The organism is Sphingorhabdus sp., assembly GCF_041737645.1.
Taxonomy (GTDB): domain Bacteria; phylum Pseudomonadota; class Alphaproteobacteria; order Sphingomonadales; family Sphingomonadaceae; genus Sphingorhabdus_B.
In genome coordinates, this window is sequence record NZ_JBGSRI010000048.1 from 13,943 (window position 1) to 29,370 (window position 15,428).

The window sequence follows — 15,428 nt, forward strand, 5'->3', positions numbered from 1 at the left end:
GTTACGATGTCAATATCTTTTTACCGATATGGTTATTTCATTGGCTAGGTGCGTGTTGGGGGATGTTGGGGACAGTCCCCAACACCCTCTTGAAAAGACCTAAGCCGCCACTGGCCCGTCCACCATCAATTGCGCCGCGATTTCGTCCATGCTGCCCGCGACCAGCAACGGTTGCCCGCCGACGATACCAACCTGCGTCTGCCCGTTTTCCGCCGTACGCAACCAAGCGACGTTCGACGCCACCACCAGATAATTCCCGCCGCGTGAGTGAAGTGCGATAAATTTCATAACCATGTCTCCTGACGCGAAACAGCGTTAGGGGTCAGGTGTGATGTTTGGATTAACGGGGGGGGGTTGCAGGCTGCACCGGCGTGGCCCCTCTCCAACTGCGCCTAGGCCTGGCGGCCAAGGCTTCGTATCCTCTCCCCCTCAGGGGGAGAGGTCATGCGCTATTCTCCTCTCTCCTTTAGGGGAGAGGTACGCAGTCTTATGGCTTTAGCCATTAGACGAAGTGGAGAGGGGGAGGTCATCCGCTATTTGATCGCGCCCCTTCGGCCTTAACCCAGACCCAGCATTTTCCGTTCGCGGCGGATCCAGTCGGCGAAGCTGGGGCGGGTGTGGAGTTGGGCGAGATACGCGGTTAATTTGGGGTAGGTGTCGGCATCGGGGATGTAGCCGGCGTGGGCGGCGTTGACAAAGGGGCTGGCGACCGAAATGTCGGCGAGTGTCAGGGCGTCGCCGACCAGATATCCGCCTACGCCGATCACATCTTCCAGATAGGCGCAGATGGGGGCCATGTCGGCCTCGCCCTTTGCCGCCGCCGCATCATTGCCGGGCTTGCCGACAAATTTGGGGGAGACGATGCGGTTGAAGAACATTGCGCCAGCCGCGGAGACCAAGATGGTGTCGCCAAATTCGTCGAACCAGACCACGCGCGCACGGTTTTCGGCGTCGGCAGGGATCATGTTTTTGTCGGCATATTTGGTGTCGAGATAGGTCGCGATCGCGGTCGAATCCGAAATCGAAAAATCGCCATCGGTAAATCCGGGCATTTTGCGAAAGGGGCTGCACGCCAGAAAGTCGGGGTTCTGGTCGCCAAGGCCAATTGGTATCAGTTCAAGCTCCAACCCCTTTTCAGCGGCAAGGACGAGGATTTTGCGGACAAAGGGGGACACGGGGGCGCCGTACAATTTCATAATCTGTGCTCCTGAATGACCGGCCGGACCCGGCCTTGCCCGGCATAGTGCCAATTAAGTAGCGATTTGCAACTGTTTTTGACTTGATGGAACAAATTCGCGTCCCGGTCATTACCCTTATGGCCGATTTGGTTTTACGCGGGAAGTAATCCGACACGTCCGGAGGGAATATGAGATGGCAACATTGCTGGATATTGCGGGCAAGCCCTTTTCGCAGCGTAACCGCGCCAAGCGCCGGCTGCAGCAACAGGATTTGCGCGACCTGACGAAGATATTCGTCGTTCTGCTTTTAATCATATTCGGCTATTTTCTGGTTGTCCCCGAACGCGATGCTGCCGCCGAGATCCGGGTAGCCGCCAGCGCCAAGACACGGGTCTGACGTCCCGGCACCTGCGGCCATACGAAAAATTTGGACAACAACAACGGTGACGGCTAACGCCGCGCCTGATGTTGAAACGCCTATATGACTGGATGATGTAAAAGGCGGCGCATGCCGATGCGGAACGCTGGCTGTTCCTGTTTTCCTTCATCGAATCGAGCTTTTTCCCGATACCTCCCCATCCTTTGCTGGGCCTGATGTGTCTGGCGCGGCCGGACAAGGCTTTGCGTTATGGCCTGATCTGCACCGTGGCGTCGGTGTTGGGCGGTCTGTTTGGCTATGCCATCGGGTTTTTTGCTTATGAAACGGTCGGGGTCGGGTTGTTGAAACTATTGGGGCTGTGGGACAGCTTTCCCGCCGCGGCCTGTTATCTGCGCGAATTCGGGGCGGAGATTATCCTGATTAAGGGCGCAACGCCTATCCCGTTCAAGCTGCTCACTTTGACCGCCGGATTCATCCATATGGACCTGTGGACCTTCATCTGGGCCAGCGTCCTGTCGCGGGCGTTCCAGTTCATGCTGGTCGGTTTCCTGTTCTGGAAATTCGGACGGCCGATCAAGAAATTTATCGACAAATATCTCGCATGGGTCACCGCCGCGTTTCTGGCGGCGGTCGTCGGCGGCTTTGTTGCCTTTACGATGCTGGCCGGTGGCGGCACGGAAAAAAGCGACCTGTGTTCAAATGTGACGCAGATCGAAAAGCCAAGCGGTCCGGTTTAGGAGATCGTTAAGGCCCGTCTGTTATATCTTCCGCTTTGGATATCAAGGTGGGATCATGGACAATAGTTCGCGTAATATCGTCAGTTTTATTGCCACCATAACCGTGGCTGCCCTGATCTTGATGGGCGCGCATTTCTATTCGGAAAGCCAAAGCACCAAAGCCGTCACCGTGGCAGAGGTTCCCAAGGCCAAGAGCCTGACGGGTAATGCCACGCCTGCAACCGCAGAGGACCTTGCAGAAGCGGCGTTCGATTTTGCCGAAGAGGAAGACGCCCCAATTGTCGAAAGCCAGATAGCGGTGGAAAAAACCGAAGCGATTACCGGCGAACCATCCATCGCCATTCAGGCAGTCAATCCGGCCGAGTAATTAGGGTCAGGGCCCTATGTCGCAAACAGGGCGCTATCATCGGCAAAGGCCTTGAATTCCAGCGCGTTGCCGCTGGGGTCGTAAAAGAACATCGTTGCCTGTTCGCCGACTTCTCCTTTGAACCGGACGTGCGGGTCTATGCCGAATTCTATTCCGATGGCCTGCACTCTTTCGGCCAGTTCGTGCCATTGCGGCATGGTCAGGACGACGCCGAAATGCGGCACCGGCACGGCGTGGCCATCGACTGCATTATGCACTTTGACACGCGCATAAGCCGGGTCGAGATGGGCCACAATCTGATGCCCGTACAAATTAAAATCGATCCAGTGATCGGAGGACCGCCCCTCTTCACACCGCAAGATCGTGCCATAAAAATGGCGCGCTGCGGCAAGATCATGCACTGGAAAGGCGAGATGAAACGGGCGCAGTGTCATCGCGCCTTCACCGGTTTGGGCAGCGGTTGACCAGCGGCATCGGCGGCGACCAATTCCCGCAGCATCTGGCGGATGCAGACATCGCGCTGCGTGTCGTTTTGGCCGCCGTTCCCGTTCGCCTTGGCCGCTTCCTGCATTGCAAAGGCCACCAGTTCGCGCGGCTGGCCGGTTTCAAAAACGATCCGGTCGCCGACAATCCCTGCCCATCGCCTGCCCGTTAATCGCACATCAGTGCCGCTTTCGAAGCCGCGTTTCTGTGCGTCGGCAAGCACCGCAATCTCCGCGACACAGGCGATATCACTCTGATGCGCCTCGCTTAACGGCGATAGCGCAACGGGCGCCAAAAAGAGGATGAATGACAGCATGGCTGGAGCCGTTTCTAGGCGCGGCACTGCGCGGAAACTAGCATAATCTTGTGAATGGTTGCTTTTGTCATGTTGCGTGGGCAAAGACTGCGCCGTGCACAAAGTCTTCGCGTTCTTTTCAAAATATCCCCGATGGACGGCCCTGATTGCAGGGGCGGTTTCGGCTGCGGGGTTTGAGCCATGGGGCGTTTGGTCGCTCACTTTGCTCTGCTTTGCGTTGCTGATCCAAGTGGTAGGTGATGCCCCGAACAAACGCCGCGCCGCGATGATCGGCTGGCTGTTCGGTGTCGGCCATTTCAGCGTCGGCAATAACTGGATCGCGGTTGCTTTTACCTTTCAGGCGGCGATGCCAATCTGGCTCGGTTATTTTGCGGTGGTCATACTGGCGCTCTATCTGGCGGTATACCCAGCCATCGCGGCGGGCGGGGCGTGGTGGGTCAACAGCCACGCCAAACGCGGCGCCAAGGCGGGGTCACATATCCCCCTCATCCTTGCCTTTGCCGGATGCTGGACGATCAGCGAATGGCTACGAAGCTGGGCGTTTACAGGCTTTGCGTGGAATCCATTAGCCGTGGTCTGGCAATCGCAGCTGGAACTCGCGCGCGCGACTAGCTTGTTGGGTACTTATGGTCTGTCGGCGGTCGTGGTGGCGACGTCCGGGCTGATCCTGCTGGCCGGGCATCGGCAGTGGCGGCCTTTGTTGACGGGTGTTGCCGTTCTGGCCGGACTGTGGCTATACGGGCTCCAAATCCCCACAACGCCCCGCTTTCAAAAAGGGCCGCGTCTCAATATCGTCCAACCCGATATCTCACAGGCCGACAAATATGAACCGGGCTATGAAGCGATCAATTTCGCCAAGCTCGCCATGAACAGCCGCCGCCTACCCGACCAAGGCCCGCGCCTGCTACTTTGGCCTGAGGCGGCGTTGCCGGACTATCTGGAGGATGGCTATCCGTATCGCTATTATTATTCCCAACCGGGGAACAGCGCAGCAGGTGCCCGCGCGCGGCTGACGACCCTGATGCAAGACGGCGATGTGCTGGTGACAGGGGCCAACCGTCTCGTGATCGAAAAAGGCCGGTTGGTCGCCGCCCGCAATAGCGTCAGTGCGCTGGATTCAAACGGCACGCTGCTGGGCCATTATGACAAGGCGCATCTGGTGCCTTATGGCGAATATCTGCCCGCGCCATGGCTGTTGCGGCCGCTAGGTCTGGCGCGGCTGGTGCCGGGGGACCTCGATTTCTGGCCGGGGCCGGGACCGCAGACCTTGACCGTGAAGGTCGGGGACCAACCAGTGAAGGTCGGCATACAGATTTGCTATGAAATCATCTTCTCGGGACAAGTCGTCGACAGCGGTAAGCGGCCCGATTTCATATTTAACCCGTCGAACGACGCATGGTTCGGAACGATAGGACCGCCGCAGCATCTGGCACAGGCGCGGCTGCGCGCTATCGAGGAAGGCCTGCCGGTCGTACGCGCCACACCCACCGGAATCAGCGCGATTATCGATGCCAATGGCCGGATTGTCCAACGGCTCGCGCTTGGCACCGCCGGACGCATTGACGCGCGTTTGCCGGTTGCAAAGGCGCCGACATTGTTTGCAACCTACGGCAATATCCTGCCCGTCGGATTTGCCTTGCTGCTTATCGCAGGCGCACTGTTACCTCTTGCCCGTCACAGGACTTCTCGCTAAAGGCGCGCATCGATATAAAGAATTCTTTATACGCAGACACAGCCGTAGACTGGAAAAACCATGCGCTCCAATTACCTTTTTACTTCGGAATCCGTGTCCGAAGGCCACCCCGATAAAGTTGCCGACCAGATTTCTGACGCGATCGTCGATCTGTTCCTGTCCAAAGACCCCGAAGCACGCATCGCGTGCGAAACGCTGACGACGACGCAGCTTGTCGTTCTAGCCGGTGAAATCCGCGGCAAGGGCATTATGGACGAAGACGGCAACTGGGCCGCTGGCGTGAAAGAAGAGGTCGAAGCGACCGTGCGCCGGACCGTCAAGGAAATCGGGTATGAGCAGGAAGGCTTCCATTGGGAGACGCTGCGCTTTGAAAATAACCTGCACCCGCAATCCGCGCACATCGCGCAGGGTGTCGACGCGTCAGGCAACAAGGATGAAGGCGCAGGCGACCAGGGTATCATGTTCGGCTATGCCTCGACCGAAACGCCCGACCTCATGCCCGCAACGCTCGATTACAGCCATAAGATATTACAGCGCATGGCTGCCGACCGTCATTCGGGCGCTGCGCCTTTCCTCGAACCCGATGCCAAGAGCCAGGTGACCCTGCGCTATGACAGCCAAGGCAAGCCGAGTGCGGCGACCGCAATCGTGGTGTCAACGCAGCACGCCAAAGGCTATGATCAGGGCGAAAAAGAGGCTGAACTGCACGCCTATGTGAAAGGCGTCATCGCCGATATCCTTCCGGCCAGCTTGCTGACGGAAACCGAATATCACATTAACCCGACCGGCAGCTTTGTCATTGGTGGTCCCGATGGCGACGCCGGTCTGACCGGACGCAAGATCATCGTTGACACTTATGGCGGCGCAGCCCCGCATGGCGGCGGCGCGTTCAGCGGCAAGGACCCGACCAAGGTCGACCGCTCGGCGGCTTACATCACCCGCTATCTGGCGAAGAATATCGTGGCCGCAGGGCTCGCCACCCGCTGCACGATCCAGCTTGCCTACGCCATCGGCGTATCGAAGCCGCTGTCGCTCTATGTCGATACGCACCGCACCGGTACCGTGGGCGATGACCAGATCGAACAGGCGATCATGAGCATCGAGAAACTGGGCGGCCTCACCCCGCGCAGCATCCGCACCCATCTGGCCCTCAACAAGCCCATTTACCGCAGAACCGCAGCCTATGGCCATTTCGGCCGCAAGGCAGAAGGCGACTTCTTCCCGTGGGAGCGGACCGATCTTGTCGAGGACCTGAAGGCCGCGCTGGCGTAACGCCCGACTTGATTTCGACGGTCAAAGCGTTAGGGTCAGGACCTGCTAAATGCACTTGCGAGGCGTCAAAATGGCGAAGATATCGGACCAAATTGCACGCCGTCAGGCAGCCATTCTGCCTGCAAGTGCAATTTGGTTTGAGATCGAAGCCATTTTGACGTCCGAAGGATTTGACCCATTTTGCTCATGGCTGCGTCAGAAAGCCTTGAGATATATTTATATCCCGGCGGCTTCCTTCCTTGCCCTGAGCAAAATGGCCTCAAACCTCGCAATTGCATTTAACAGGTTCTGACCCTAATCGCGCCGAGATGACAGCACACAAACCCGGCGATCCCACCACCTTGAACCGCCTTTACGGGCGGTCCAAGGGCAAGAGGCTCCGGTCGGAACAATCCGATCTGGTCGAGAAACTCTTGCCGCAAATTTCGGTGCCCGAAGAAGGCGAGCTGACGGGTCAATCGCTGTTCGGTGACCCGCGACCCATGCATTTCGAAATCGGCTTTGGCGGGGGCGAGCATCTGGCCCAGCGCGCCGATATGCTACCCGATCATGGCTTTATCGGTTGCGAACCGTTCCTCAACGGCGTCGCCATGGCGCTTACCCATATCCGCGATGGGGCGCTTCGCAATGTACGCCTGCACATGGGCGATGCGCTTGAAATTTTGCGCCTCGTGCCTGACGGATCTTTGAGTTTTGTATATCTCCTTCATCCCGACCCGTGGCCCAAGGCGCGCCACGTCAAGCGTCGCATGATGAACGATGGGCCACTGGATTTAATTGCGGCAAAGCTGAAGCCGGGCGGCGAATTCCGGTTTGGCACCGACCATCCGGTCTATCTACGTCACGCGCTGATGGTGATGCAGCGGCATCGCGACCAGTTTGACTGGCTGTGCGAAGAACCGGCCGATTTTCAGAACCGCCCCGGCGGCTGGCCGGAAACGCGCTATGAGGCCAAAGCACGCCGTTTGGGACATGAAGTATGGTACTTCCGTTATCGGAAACGGTGATCATAAGGTGCGGAAAATATATGCGAAGTAGATCGTAATATATAGTGATGTATCATGTGTAATTGACAAAATTCATATGATATGTCATATATTCCAATATGGCACGTACATCCCGAGCAGTCAGCGGACTACCGCCCCAAAGCCAGCGCGCAATCGTGGAGCTGGGGAGAGATATTTCGTTGGCCCGTCGTCGTCGCAAGATTCCGCAGCGGCTTATGGCAGAACGTATGCTGGTTTCAATCCAGACAGTCCAACGTCTGGAGGCGGGTGACCCGACCGTTGGCCTTGCCATTCTCGCGAGCGCGCTTCATGTCTTCGGAATGACTGCGCGCCTAGCCGCATTGGTGGCACCCGACAGTGATCGCGCTGGCATAAGCGAAGACCTCGCACGCCTTCCTAAAAAGACTCATGCCATTAGCAATGACGAACTGGATTTCTAGTCAAATGGCTATGATCCGAAGCTACGTCTTTGTCCATTTACCCGATGGCCCGGTGCCAGCCGGGCTGCTTATGATGAATGACGAAACGCGAAACCCGTTCGCAACTTTTGCTTACGGGCAGCGCTACCTTGAGCGCCCCAATCGGGTTCCAGTCGATCCCGTCACCTTGCCGCTTCATGACTCTGGCATAAGCCGGACATTTCGAACCGAAGAGGGATTTGCAGTCTTCGGCGGCATTCGCGATGCCGCTCCAGATGGCTGGGGCCAGTATCTTATGTACAAGGCGATGGGCGATCGCTTGCCCAGCGAAATTGACCTTATACTGGCATCCGGAGACTATCGGGTCGGGGCCTTAGCGTTCGGTCCAACGGCTGAACGACCAGAACGTGTCACCCCTTGGGGAGACGGAAATGCGCCTGGCGAACATTTTACGCTGGAAGAATTGGCCGATGCGGCGGAACGCGCCCAACATGTTGATCAGCTAGATGACAATTTGCGACGATTGCTTACGGCGGGCTCGTCACTTGGCGGCGCGCGCCCAAAAGCGGCTACCGACATCGACGGGAAGCCCTGGATCGCCAAGTTTCAGGCACGGCATGACAGCTTCCCCGAATGTCGCGTCGAACTTGCAACAATGCGCCTCGCAAAACAATGTGGACTGAATGTTCCCCGGCTCGATTTCCGGCGCGTGCTGGACCGTGATATCTATCTCATTGAACGCTTTGATCGCGTTGCCCTTGGAAACCAGACGGTGCGTCATCCATTTGCTTCCGGTCTCACCATGCTTGGTGCACATGAAAGCGAAGTCAGCCGTTATAGCTATGCCGATCTCGCGGCTGTGCTTCGCCAACATGGGACACAAATACGGGTCGACCTGCACGAGCTATTTCGGCGCATGCTGTTCAACATTCTAGTTACTAATGACGACGATCATCTGCGTAATCATGGCTTTCTATATGACGGGAAGGGGTGGCGCTTATCCCCGCTTTACGATGTTGTGCCCAAGCCGCAGGTTGGCCACCAACGCCGGCTCGTGCTGGGCGTTGGTCCCTTTGGCCGCGATGCAACTCTGGAAAATGCTCTGGCCGGTGCGGCTAGCTTCGATCTCGGGTTTGACGACGCGCAGGCCATCGCTCAAGCGATGCGGTCGAAAGTTGCGGCATGCTGGGAAGCCTTGTTCGAAGAAGCACATGTGAGCGCAGCCGACCGCGGGCGGTTCGCAACTTGCTTTCGATTGGCAAGCACGGACGGCTGATTTTTGGACTTCACTGCAAACGAATGTGTGCCTATTTTGAAGGTGTAACCCCGAAAAATCGTGAGCGCCTGTGGCCGCAACAAAAATGCCGTGTGGCGGACCTAACGCGCTTTGCTGTTGTTATCCGCGTCGACCTTTTCCACCCACTCGGGGTAAAAGCTCGGCTGCCTTTTGGACCAGCCGGGAGCCGTGGCCGCCGCTTCGCTGATGGATTGGAGCAGTGCCTTGCGCCGTTCAGGCTGAAGATGCGGCATAGAGGCCGCCGCGCAAAAGGCCGATGGCAGCCATGGCCGCGCATCGGCACCGATGAGCCGTTCATACAAGAAGCGAAAGGCCGCAAATCCATCCAGCCTGCCCTGACCCAGATCGAACGCCGATACCGTGATTAAAGGTACCAAAAAGGGTTCGGCATCTTCAATCGAGCTGGAATCCGGAATAAGTGCGCGAATTTCGGGCAATTTGTCGTAAAATTTATGCTGTGCCTGAATGGAAGACGCTTCAACCGTATCGCGTGACCACACGGCGATGGCATCCTTTCGGTCAAATGCAACATCAAGCGACCGGCGGACATAACGTTGGGTAGCGGCGCTAAAACCGGCAAATTCTTTAATTTCGGCCAGCGTCAATAGACCGGGCCCGTCATTCCTGCTTTTCGTCATGGCACCAAATCCCCTGTCACCATAGACCGGTATAATCGCAGAAGTGTAGTTAACGAATCGTTTACAGCACGGCTAGCCCCAAAAGTTTCGACCAAATTATCGGGCATTTCGACAAGAAACGCCGCCGATGGTGCAACTACCTTAAAATAGGCTATGCAAAGCAATGAATTTTATTCAGCACAGAAAAGCGCTCGTCGGCCAGCAAATGGCGCTGCTGACCATTATCGGCTTCTGGGCGTTTTACGCCCTGATTTTATCGCTGCGTGCGGCTTTGCTCGATTTTCCTGCACAGACAGTTTTGTTCGAACGCCGTCTGATGGTGGCGCTGGTTGGCATTGTCGTCACCTGGATTTTATATCTGGGTCTGCGCCTTGCCGACCGCCAATCGCTTGGCTTTCGGGTCAGCATGGCTTTTTTGGGGGCAATCCCGGCTGCTTTACTGCTTGCTTCCGCCAATTTCTATATTTTCAACCTGTATGATCCGGTTAGCCTGTTCAAAGACCCGAATATGGGGAAAACCGTTGAGGATCTGAAAGACCAGCTTGGTCTGTCATTCTGGCAGGAAATTGCCGACATTTCGGTCACGCATTATTTCTTCCTGATCGCATGGGCATCGCTATATGTGGCCATCGGATATGCGCGCGAAGTGCGAGAGGCGGAGAGGAAAACGTCGCGCTTTGCCCAGGCAGCGCAAGATGCCGAACTTCGTTCTCTGCGCTATCAGGTCAATCCGCATTTTCTGTTCAACACGCTTAACTCCTTATCCAGCCTTGTTATCACCGGCAAACCGAAAGAGGCCGAAGCGATGATCCAGAACCTGTCCAATTTTTACCGTACCAGCCTGTCATCCGATCCACTGGAAGATGTGACACTGGAAGAGGAAGTCGACCTGCAGAGGTTATATCTGGAAATTGAGAGCATCCGGCACCCGACGCGCTTGCGGACCAATTTCGAGATCGCTCCGGCGCTAATGAACCAGCATGTGCCAGCGTTGATCTTGCAGCCTTTGGTCGAAAATGCGATTAAATATGGTGTGTCCCGAACCAATCGCCCGGTTACGATAACAATAAGCGCAGTGCTTAAAGGCGATGACATCGAGATCAAGGTTTCCGATGATGGTGAAGCGATGGATGCATCCCATGTCGGCGGCAACGGTATCGGCCTTGCCAATGTGCGCGACCGGTTAGAAGCAAGGTATAAATCGGCGGCAAAATTGGAAACGCAGGCGTTTCCCGAAGGCGGTTATACCGCAAAATTGACCTTACCACTTAGTCACAAGGTAAAAACATGACGCGCCTTCGAACCATGATCGTCGACGATGAACCGCTCGCAATCGAACGGCTCGAAATATTGTGTAATGAACATCCGGTCATCGAAATCGTCGGCACCGCCAATGACGGCGTTGCCGCCCTGCGGCTGGCACAGCAATTGACGCCCGACCTTGTGTTCCTCGATATCGGAATGCCCAAGATGGACGGAATCAACGCGGCGCGGGCATTGGGCCTGATGGACAAAAAGCCCGCGATCGTGCTCGTCACCGCTTATGACAATTTTGCGGTGGAAGCCTTTGATCTTGATGTGATTGATTATGTCCTGAAACCGGTTTCGGGGGAACGTCTGGGCCGCGCCATTTCACGGGCGACATCGGAAAATGAAACTGAGCAGGTCGCAAACAAGCATCCCGAAACCAAATCCGGCTTTGCGAGCGAATTCTGGGTATCGCACCGCGCCGAACTGATCCGCATCGCAGCGTTGGATATTGAACGGATCGAGGCCGAGCGCGACTATATGCGCCTGTACACAGCCGGTCGCAGCTATCTGTTGCATCAAACCATATCGGCGCTGGAGCAGCGTCTCGACCCGGATCAGTTCCAGCGCATTCACCGCAGCCACATCGTCCGCCGCGATCTGATTACCGGATTGCGCCACGAAGGCGGCGGCGTTTGGCACGCTTTGCTGGGCGAAGAACTTTCGATGCGGATTGGCCGTAAATATCTCGCCGACGTCAAACGGCTGGCCGGTAAGTAACGAGCCGCCACCTCTTTCAGGCAGCGGCCCTTAGTTGGATTAACGGTTGGCGGCCATCCGCCGGTTGGCGAGGTCCGCAGCGATTTGCTGCTCCGCTTTGGGCATGGCCCTGGCAGCGGCATTTTTTTCGCAATTTTGGTGATCCAGCCGATCTTCGAGCGTTATCGCCAAAGGCCGGGCGCAAACCAGCTTTACAGCCTGATTTATGCGGGATTTCAGTCGTTCCTGACCACGGGCTGAGGTGAGGTCCAAATCTTGATATTTGACTTCGACGCTATGGACTTGTGCCATAGCCGGTGTTGAAATTGCCAGCAATGACGCTGCAATACATGCAAATGAAATCAGCTTGGGGGTAGCCATTTCGAACATCCTTTTTTTTCAAGCCGCGGCATATTGCCGTCGGCCATTGGGAGAGGGGTGCAGGCGGACTAACATCTGTAGCTGGGGAGCATGTTTGCAAGCCCGTCCTGCAGTCCTATTTCTAGACGGGGTGTGTTGTCCGTGCATTACACTTTCGATTAAGCGCAAAGACAGTCGATGGTTCGACCAGCGTCATTGCGAACATACAAAGTTGTTCGACCAACGACAATTTTGGCAATTTTATTTCAACCGCCGGGCTGCGAACGTCATCTTTTTAGATAAGTCCTGCCAATGGACTCGAAGGGTCGGCGTACATACGGCGGCCCATACGTCCGGCGCGGTAAGCCAAGCGGCCTGATTCGACCGCCAGCTTCATCGCCGTCGCCATTGCTATCGGGTCTTTCGCCTCGGCAATGGCGGTATTCATCAGCACGCCGTCGCAGCCCAGCTCCATTGCGACCGCCGCGTCAGACGCTGTTCCAACCCCTGCATCCACCAGCACCGGAACCGAGGCGCCTTCGACAATCAGGCGGATCGTCACGCGGTTCTGGATACCCAGTCCCGAACCAATCGGCGCACCCAAGGGCATGATCGCCACTGCGCCTACTTCTTCCAGTTGCTTCGCGGCAATGGGATCATCGACGCAATAGACCATGGGCAGAAAGCCCTCTTTGGCCAGCACTTCGGTCGCCTTCAATGTTTCGCGCATATCGGGGTAAAGCGTCTTCGCCTCCCCCAATACCTCCAGCTTCACCAGATCCCAGCCACCCGCTTCACGCGCCAGCCGCAAGGTTCGGATCGCGTCGTCCGCGGTGAAGCATCCGGCGGTGTTGGGCAGATAGGTGTATTTTTTAGGATCGATATAGTCGGTGAGCATCGGCGCGTTGGGGTCGGACACATTGACCCGGCGTACCGCCACGGTGATGATTTCGGCCCCCGACGCCACCAGCGCAGCCGCATTTTGTTCAAAGTCCTTATACTTGCCCGTGCCGACGATCAGCCGTGACGAAAATGTCCGGCCAGCGACGGTCCAGCTGTCATCCTGTCCGCCGCCGACAAAATGCACGATCTCAAGTGTATCGCCATCGGCGATACAAACATCGGCCAAGGTGGAGCGGGATACGATTTCCAGGTTGCGTTCGACCGCGACCTTTGCCGGGTCGAGACCGATTTCGCGAACCAGATCGGCAACGCTGATTCCAGCGGCCACGCGGCGCAGGTCGCCGTTCAGTTGGATGGAAATACTGTCGGTCATCTGGGAAAGGGCCATTTCGTCTCGCTTTTTCTGATTTGCCCCATATAGGAAGAGAGCAATTGCAATAGCAACCCGGCTTGCCAAAAAGGCGTCCTATGCGGCCACGATATCGATCATTTTTAGTGTTGCTCGCGGGTCTGGCGTGCGCCGCGCCCGCTTTTGCCCAACTGCCCCAGCCGGTGCGGCAGATGATGGAGGTTACGGCACGGGAGGGCAATGCCGCAGAACTTGCCGCCGTGGTCAAATTTGCGCGGCTCACCTATCCGGCCGAAAGCGTCGACATCGACAATCTGCTGCTGGCGCTGGAAAGCAGCCGCGCGCAGCAGATAACGGCGGCAGTCCCTGTAACGCCCGCACCCGCGCCAACGCCTGCACCCCCGACACCACCACCCGTCAAATGGTCAGGACGGGGCGATTTGGGTGGATTTCACACCAGCGGCAACACGGACAGTTTCGGCATCACCGTCGGTGCTGTTATCAAACGCACCGGAACCGCATGGTCGCACCAGGTACGGCTGCGGGGCGATTATCAGGAAAGCGAAGGCCGCACATCGCGCGAATATCTGAACGCCGCCTATCAAAGCGACTGGACAATTGGCGACCGCTATTATGCCTTAGGCATCATCGAATATGAACGCGACGTTCTGGCTGGCCTCGATCATCGGGCGACATCCAGCCTTGGCCTTGGCTGGCGCGTGGTGCGTGAACCGAATGTCGCCATTTCATTGGAGGCTGGCCCAGCATACCGCAGAGAATGGACCCGCTCTGGCATTCAAAGATCCAATCTTGCAGGTCGTGGCGCATTGACCAGCAGTTGGCAGATGAATGACAAGGTGCGGCTATCCCATAATATGGAGTTGGTGTCAGAAGAAGACAGCAATAGTATTCGCACGATTACGGGCCTGCAGGCAAAACTGACCGGGCGGATTTCTTCACAGATTTCCTATGACCTGCGCTATCAGGACCGGCCGTTGCAGGGCAAAGAGGAAACCGATACGGTCACCCGTATCGGCCTGACCTATGATTTTTAAGCGAGAGCCAATAGTTTGACTGATCTGATTTTTGTACTGAACGGCCCCAATCTGAACCTGCTCGGCACGCGCGAGCCGGAGATTTACGGCCATGATACGCTTGATGATATCGCCGCGATGCTCGACGATCAGGCGCGCGATGCCGGGGCAGAGATCGATTTCCGGCAATCGAACCATGAAGGCCATTTGATCGACTGGCTGCACGAGGCGCAGGCCGAAGGCGCAAAAGCGGTGCTATTGAACGCGGCGGGATATACGCACACGTCGATTGCCTTGCTGGATGCAATCAAGGCCATCAAAGTGCCGGTTTTCGAGGTCCATTTGTCCGATCCGCATGCCCGTGAAGAGTTCCGGCATGTGAGCTATGTGGGCATGGCCGCGAAAGCGGTGTTTGCAGGACACGGCGCAAAGTCCTATCAACTGGCGCTGGACGCAGCGTTACAAGTTTGACATTAAACGCAGCAAATCAAAATTCGGGGCACAAGGAGCAAAAAATGGCGGCAAAAGCAGGTAGCAACAGTGGAATGCAGGTGGATACCGATCTGGTCCGCGAATTGGCCGACATGCTGAACGATACTGGCCTTACCGAAATTGAAATCGAAGACGGCGATCGCAAGATCCGCGTTTCGCGAACAATCACAGCGATCGCCGCACCTGTCGCTGCTGCACCCGTAGCCGCATCATCCGCGGCACCCGTTGCCGCATCACACGCTGTTGAGGCCGCTGCTGTGTCAGCCAATGCGCTCAAATCGCCGATGGTCGGTACCGCCTATCTCACGCCAGAACCCGATGCTGCGCCTTTTGCCAGCATTGGGCAGCAGGTTAAGGCCGGTGATACGGTGATGATTATCGAAGCCATGAAGGTGATGAACCCGATTATCGCACCCAACAGCGGCACCGTGACCGAGATTTATGTCGAAAGCGGCCAGCCTGTGGAATTCGACCAACCGCTTATGGTCATCGCGTAA

The 15,428-nt window shown here is 56.8% G+C and carries 19 protein-coding genes and 1 pseudogene; 13 read left to right on the plus strand and 7 right to left on the minus strand.

Going from position 1 to position 15,428, the window contains the following annotated elements; translation table 11 throughout:
- Positions 1-99: 99 nt before the first annotated feature.
- Both ACEW72_RS08590 and ACEW72_RS08595 read right to left on the minus strand, forming a co-directional pair.
- Positions 100-288 (minus strand): hypothetical protein, encoded by a 189-nt coding sequence (locus ACEW72_RS08590; RefSeq protein WP_373475969.1) that lies wholly within the window; start codon positions 286-288, stop codon positions 100-102.
- A gap of 269 nt (positions 289-557) precedes the next feature.
- Positions 558-1,196, minus strand: a complete 639-nt coding sequence (locus ACEW72_RS08595; RefSeq protein WP_373475970.1) for a glutathione S-transferase family protein — start codon at positions 1,194-1,196, stop codon at positions 558-560.
- A gap of 175 nt (positions 1,197-1,371) precedes the next feature.
- Between ACEW72_RS08595 and ACEW72_RS08600 the strand changes: the two genes are divergently transcribed.
- The 3 genes and pseudogenes from ACEW72_RS08600 to ACEW72_RS08610 all read left to right on the plus strand — a co-directional run bounded on the left by ACEW72_RS08600 (position 1,372) and on the right by ACEW72_RS08610 (position 2,661).
- Positions 1,372-1,575 carry a hypothetical protein gene (locus tag ACEW72_RS08600; RefSeq protein ID WP_373475971.1) on the plus strand — a complete coding sequence of 68 codons (204 nt, stop codon included), beginning with the start codon at positions 1,372-1,374 and terminating at the stop codon, positions 1,573-1,575.
- A 68-nt stretch (positions 1,576-1,643) separates the two neighbouring features.
- A pseudogene (locus tag ACEW72_RS08605) lies at positions 1,644-2,294 on the plus strand (YqaA family protein).
- A 55-nt stretch (positions 2,295-2,349) separates the two neighbouring features.
- On the plus strand, positions 2,350-2,661 hold the full coding sequence (locus tag ACEW72_RS08610) for a hypothetical protein (RefSeq protein WP_373475972.1): 312 nt from the start codon (positions 2,350-2,352) through the stop codon (positions 2,659-2,661).
- A gap of 14 nt (positions 2,662-2,675) precedes the next feature.
- Here ACEW72_RS08610 and ACEW72_RS08615 read toward each other — a convergent pair whose 3' ends face one another.
- On the minus strand, positions 2,676-3,095 hold the full coding sequence (locus tag ACEW72_RS08615) for a VOC family protein (protein WP_373475973.1): 420 nt from the start codon (positions 3,093-3,095) through the stop codon (positions 2,676-2,678).
- Positions 3,092-3,460 carry a hypothetical protein gene (locus ACEW72_RS08620; RefSeq protein WP_373475974.1) on the minus strand — a complete coding sequence of 123 codons (369 nt, stop codon included), beginning with the start codon at positions 3,458-3,460 and terminating at the stop codon, positions 3,092-3,094. Before ACEW72_RS08620 ends, ACEW72_RS08615 begins: the two co-directional genes overlap by 4 nt.
- Positions 3,461-3,554: 94 nt before the next feature.
- Here ACEW72_RS08620 and lnt point away from each other — a divergent pair, with 94 nt between their 5' ends.
- The 5 genes from lnt to ACEW72_RS08645 all read left to right on the plus strand — a co-directional run bounded on the left by lnt (position 3,555) and on the right by ACEW72_RS08645 (position 9,127).
- Positions 3,555-5,153, plus strand: a complete 1,599-nt coding sequence (gene lnt, locus ACEW72_RS08625; protein WP_373475975.1) for an apolipoprotein N-acyltransferase — start codon at positions 3,555-3,557, stop codon at positions 5,151-5,153.
- Positions 5,154-5,213: 60 nt separating this feature from the next.
- Positions 5,214-6,425 carry a methionine adenosyltransferase gene (gene metK / locus ACEW72_RS08630; protein WP_373475976.1) on the plus strand — a complete coding sequence of 404 codons (1,212 nt, stop codon included), beginning with the start codon at positions 5,214-5,216 and terminating at the stop codon, positions 6,423-6,425.
- 308 nt (positions 6,426-6,733) lie between these two features.
- Positions 6,734-7,432 (plus strand): tRNA (guanosine(46)-N(7))-methyltransferase TrmB, encoded by a 699-nt coding sequence (locus tag ACEW72_RS08635; protein WP_373475977.1) that lies wholly within the window; start codon positions 6,734-6,736, stop codon positions 7,430-7,432.
- A 98-nt stretch (positions 7,433-7,530) separates the two neighbouring features.
- Entirely contained in the window at positions 7,531-7,872 is a 342-nt protein-coding gene (locus ACEW72_RS08640) for an XRE family transcriptional regulator (RefSeq protein WP_373475978.1), read from the plus strand.
- Between the two features lie 4 nt (positions 7,873-7,876).
- Positions 7,877-9,127 carry a type II toxin-antitoxin system HipA family toxin gene (locus tag ACEW72_RS08645; RefSeq protein ID WP_373475979.1) on the plus strand — a complete coding sequence of 417 codons (1,251 nt, stop codon included), beginning with the start codon at positions 7,877-7,879 and terminating at the stop codon, positions 9,125-9,127.
- Between the two features lie 101 nt (positions 9,128-9,228).
- Here the strand turns inward: ACEW72_RS08645 and ACEW72_RS08650 are convergent, their stop codons facing one another.
- Positions 9,229-9,786: a hypothetical protein gene (locus ACEW72_RS08650; protein ID WP_373475980.1), complete on the minus strand. Its 558-nt coding sequence runs from the start codon at positions 9,784-9,786 to the stop codon at positions 9,229-9,231.
- A gap of 163 nt (positions 9,787-9,949) precedes the next feature.
- On the opposite strand from ACEW72_RS08650, the gene ACEW72_RS08655 reads away from it, so the two are divergent.
- Together ACEW72_RS08655 and ACEW72_RS08660 are read left to right on the plus strand one after the other, a co-directional pair.
- The gene (locus ACEW72_RS08655; protein ID WP_373475981.1) at positions 9,950-11,077 is read left to right on the plus strand and encodes a sensor histidine kinase; all 1,128 of its coding nucleotides are present in this window, start codon (positions 9,950-9,952) and stop codon (positions 11,075-11,077) included.
- On the plus strand, positions 11,074-11,814 hold the full coding sequence (locus tag ACEW72_RS08660) for a LytR/AlgR family response regulator transcription factor (RefSeq protein WP_373475982.1): 741 nt from the start codon (positions 11,074-11,076) through the stop codon (positions 11,812-11,814). The genes ACEW72_RS08655 and ACEW72_RS08660 overlap by 4 nt, the downstream gene beginning before the upstream one ends.
- Before the next feature lie 39 nt (positions 11,815-11,853).
- On the opposite strand, the gene ACEW72_RS08665 is transcribed toward ACEW72_RS08660, so the two are convergent.
- The gene (locus tag ACEW72_RS08665; protein WP_373475983.1) at positions 11,854-12,174 is read right to left on the minus strand and encodes a UrcA family protein; all 321 of its coding nucleotides are present in this window, start codon (positions 12,172-12,174) and stop codon (positions 11,854-11,856) included.
- A 274-nt stretch (positions 12,175-12,448) separates the two neighbouring features.
- Positions 12,449-13,429 (minus strand): sulfur carrier protein ThiS, encoded by a 981-nt coding sequence (gene thiS / locus ACEW72_RS08670; RefSeq protein ID WP_373475984.1) that lies wholly within the window; start codon positions 13,427-13,429, stop codon positions 12,449-12,451.
- Positions 13,430-13,524: 95 nt separating this feature from the next.
- Here thiS and ACEW72_RS08675 point away from each other — a divergent pair, with 95 nt between their 5' ends.
- Genes ACEW72_RS08675 through accB form a run of 3 tightly spaced genes read left to right on the plus strand, consistent with a single transcriptional unit; the run spans position 13,525 to position 15,428 of the window.
- Positions 13,525-14,460 (plus strand): YdiY family protein, encoded by a 936-nt coding sequence (locus tag ACEW72_RS08675; RefSeq protein ID WP_373475985.1) that lies wholly within the window; start codon positions 13,525-13,527, stop codon positions 14,458-14,460.
- A 15-nt stretch (positions 14,461-14,475) separates the two neighbouring features.
- A complete protein-coding gene (gene aroQ, locus ACEW72_RS08680) occupies positions 14,476-14,910 on the plus strand; it encodes a type II 3-dehydroquinate dehydratase (RefSeq protein ID WP_373475986.1) in 435 nt (144 codons plus the stop codon).
- A gap of 44 nt (positions 14,911-14,954) precedes the next feature.
- Positions 14,955-15,428 carry an acetyl-CoA carboxylase biotin carboxyl carrier protein gene (gene accB, locus ACEW72_RS08685; RefSeq protein WP_373475987.1) on the plus strand — a complete coding sequence of 158 codons (474 nt, stop codon included), beginning with the start codon at positions 14,955-14,957 and terminating at the stop codon, positions 15,426-15,428.

Coding starts and splice junctions, on each gene's coding strand:
- ACEW72_RS08655 (WP_373475981.1), top strand. CDS start 9,950: ATGAATTTTATTCAGCACAGAAAAGCGCTCGTCGGCCAGCAAATGGCG.
- ACEW72_RS08600 (WP_373475971.1), top strand. CDS start 1,372: ATGGCAACATTGCTGGATATTGCGGGCAAGCCCTTTTCGCAGCGTAAC.
- ACEW72_RS08650 (WP_373475980.1), bottom strand. CDS start 9,786: ATGACGAAAAGCAGGAATGACGGGCCCGGTCTATTGACGCTGGCCGAA.
- ACEW72_RS08640 (WP_373475978.1), top strand. CDS start 7,531: ATGGCACGTACATCCCGAGCAGTCAGCGGACTACCGCCCCAAAGCCAG.
- metK (WP_373475976.1), top strand. CDS start 5,214: ATGCGCTCCAATTACCTTTTTACTTCGGAATCCGTGTCCGAAGGCCAC.
- ACEW72_RS08620 (WP_373475974.1), bottom strand. CDS start 3,460: ATGCTGTCATTCATCCTCTTTTTGGCGCCCGTTGCGCTATCGCCGTTA.
- thiS (WP_373475984.1), bottom strand. CDS start 13,429: ATGACCGACAGTATTTCCATCCAACTGAACGGCGACCTGCGCCGCGTG.
- ACEW72_RS08635 (WP_373475977.1), top strand. CDS start 6,734: ATGACAGCACACAAACCCGGCGATCCCACCACCTTGAACCGCCTTTAC.
- ACEW72_RS08665 (WP_373475983.1), bottom strand. CDS start 12,174: ATGGCTACCCCCAAGCTGATTTCATTTGCATGTATTGCAGCGTCATTG.
- ACEW72_RS08660 (WP_373475982.1), top strand. CDS start 11,074: ATGACGCGCCTTCGAACCATGATCGTCGACGATGAACCGCTCGCAATC.
- ACEW72_RS08595 (WP_373475970.1), bottom strand. CDS start 1,196: ATGAAATTGTACGGCGCCCCCGTGTCCCCCTTTGTCCGCAAAATCCTC.
- ACEW72_RS08615 (WP_373475973.1), bottom strand. CDS start 3,095: ATGACACTGCGCCCGTTTCATCTCGCCTTTCCAGTGCATGATCTTGCC.
- ACEW72_RS08590 (WP_373475969.1), bottom strand. CDS start 288: ATGAAATTTATCGCACTTCACTCACGCGGCGGGAATTATCTGGTGGTG.
- ACEW72_RS08645 (WP_373475979.1), top strand. CDS start 7,877: ATGGCTATGATCCGAAGCTACGTCTTTGTCCATTTACCCGATGGCCCG.
- ACEW72_RS08675 (WP_373475985.1), top strand. CDS start 13,525: ATGCGGCCACGATATCGATCATTTTTAGTGTTGCTCGCGGGTCTGGCG.
- ACEW72_RS08610 (WP_373475972.1), top strand. CDS start 2,350: ATGGACAATAGTTCGCGTAATATCGTCAGTTTTATTGCCACCATAACC.
- accB (WP_373475987.1), top strand. CDS start 14,955: ATGGCGGCAAAAGCAGGTAGCAACAGTGGAATGCAGGTGGATACCGAT.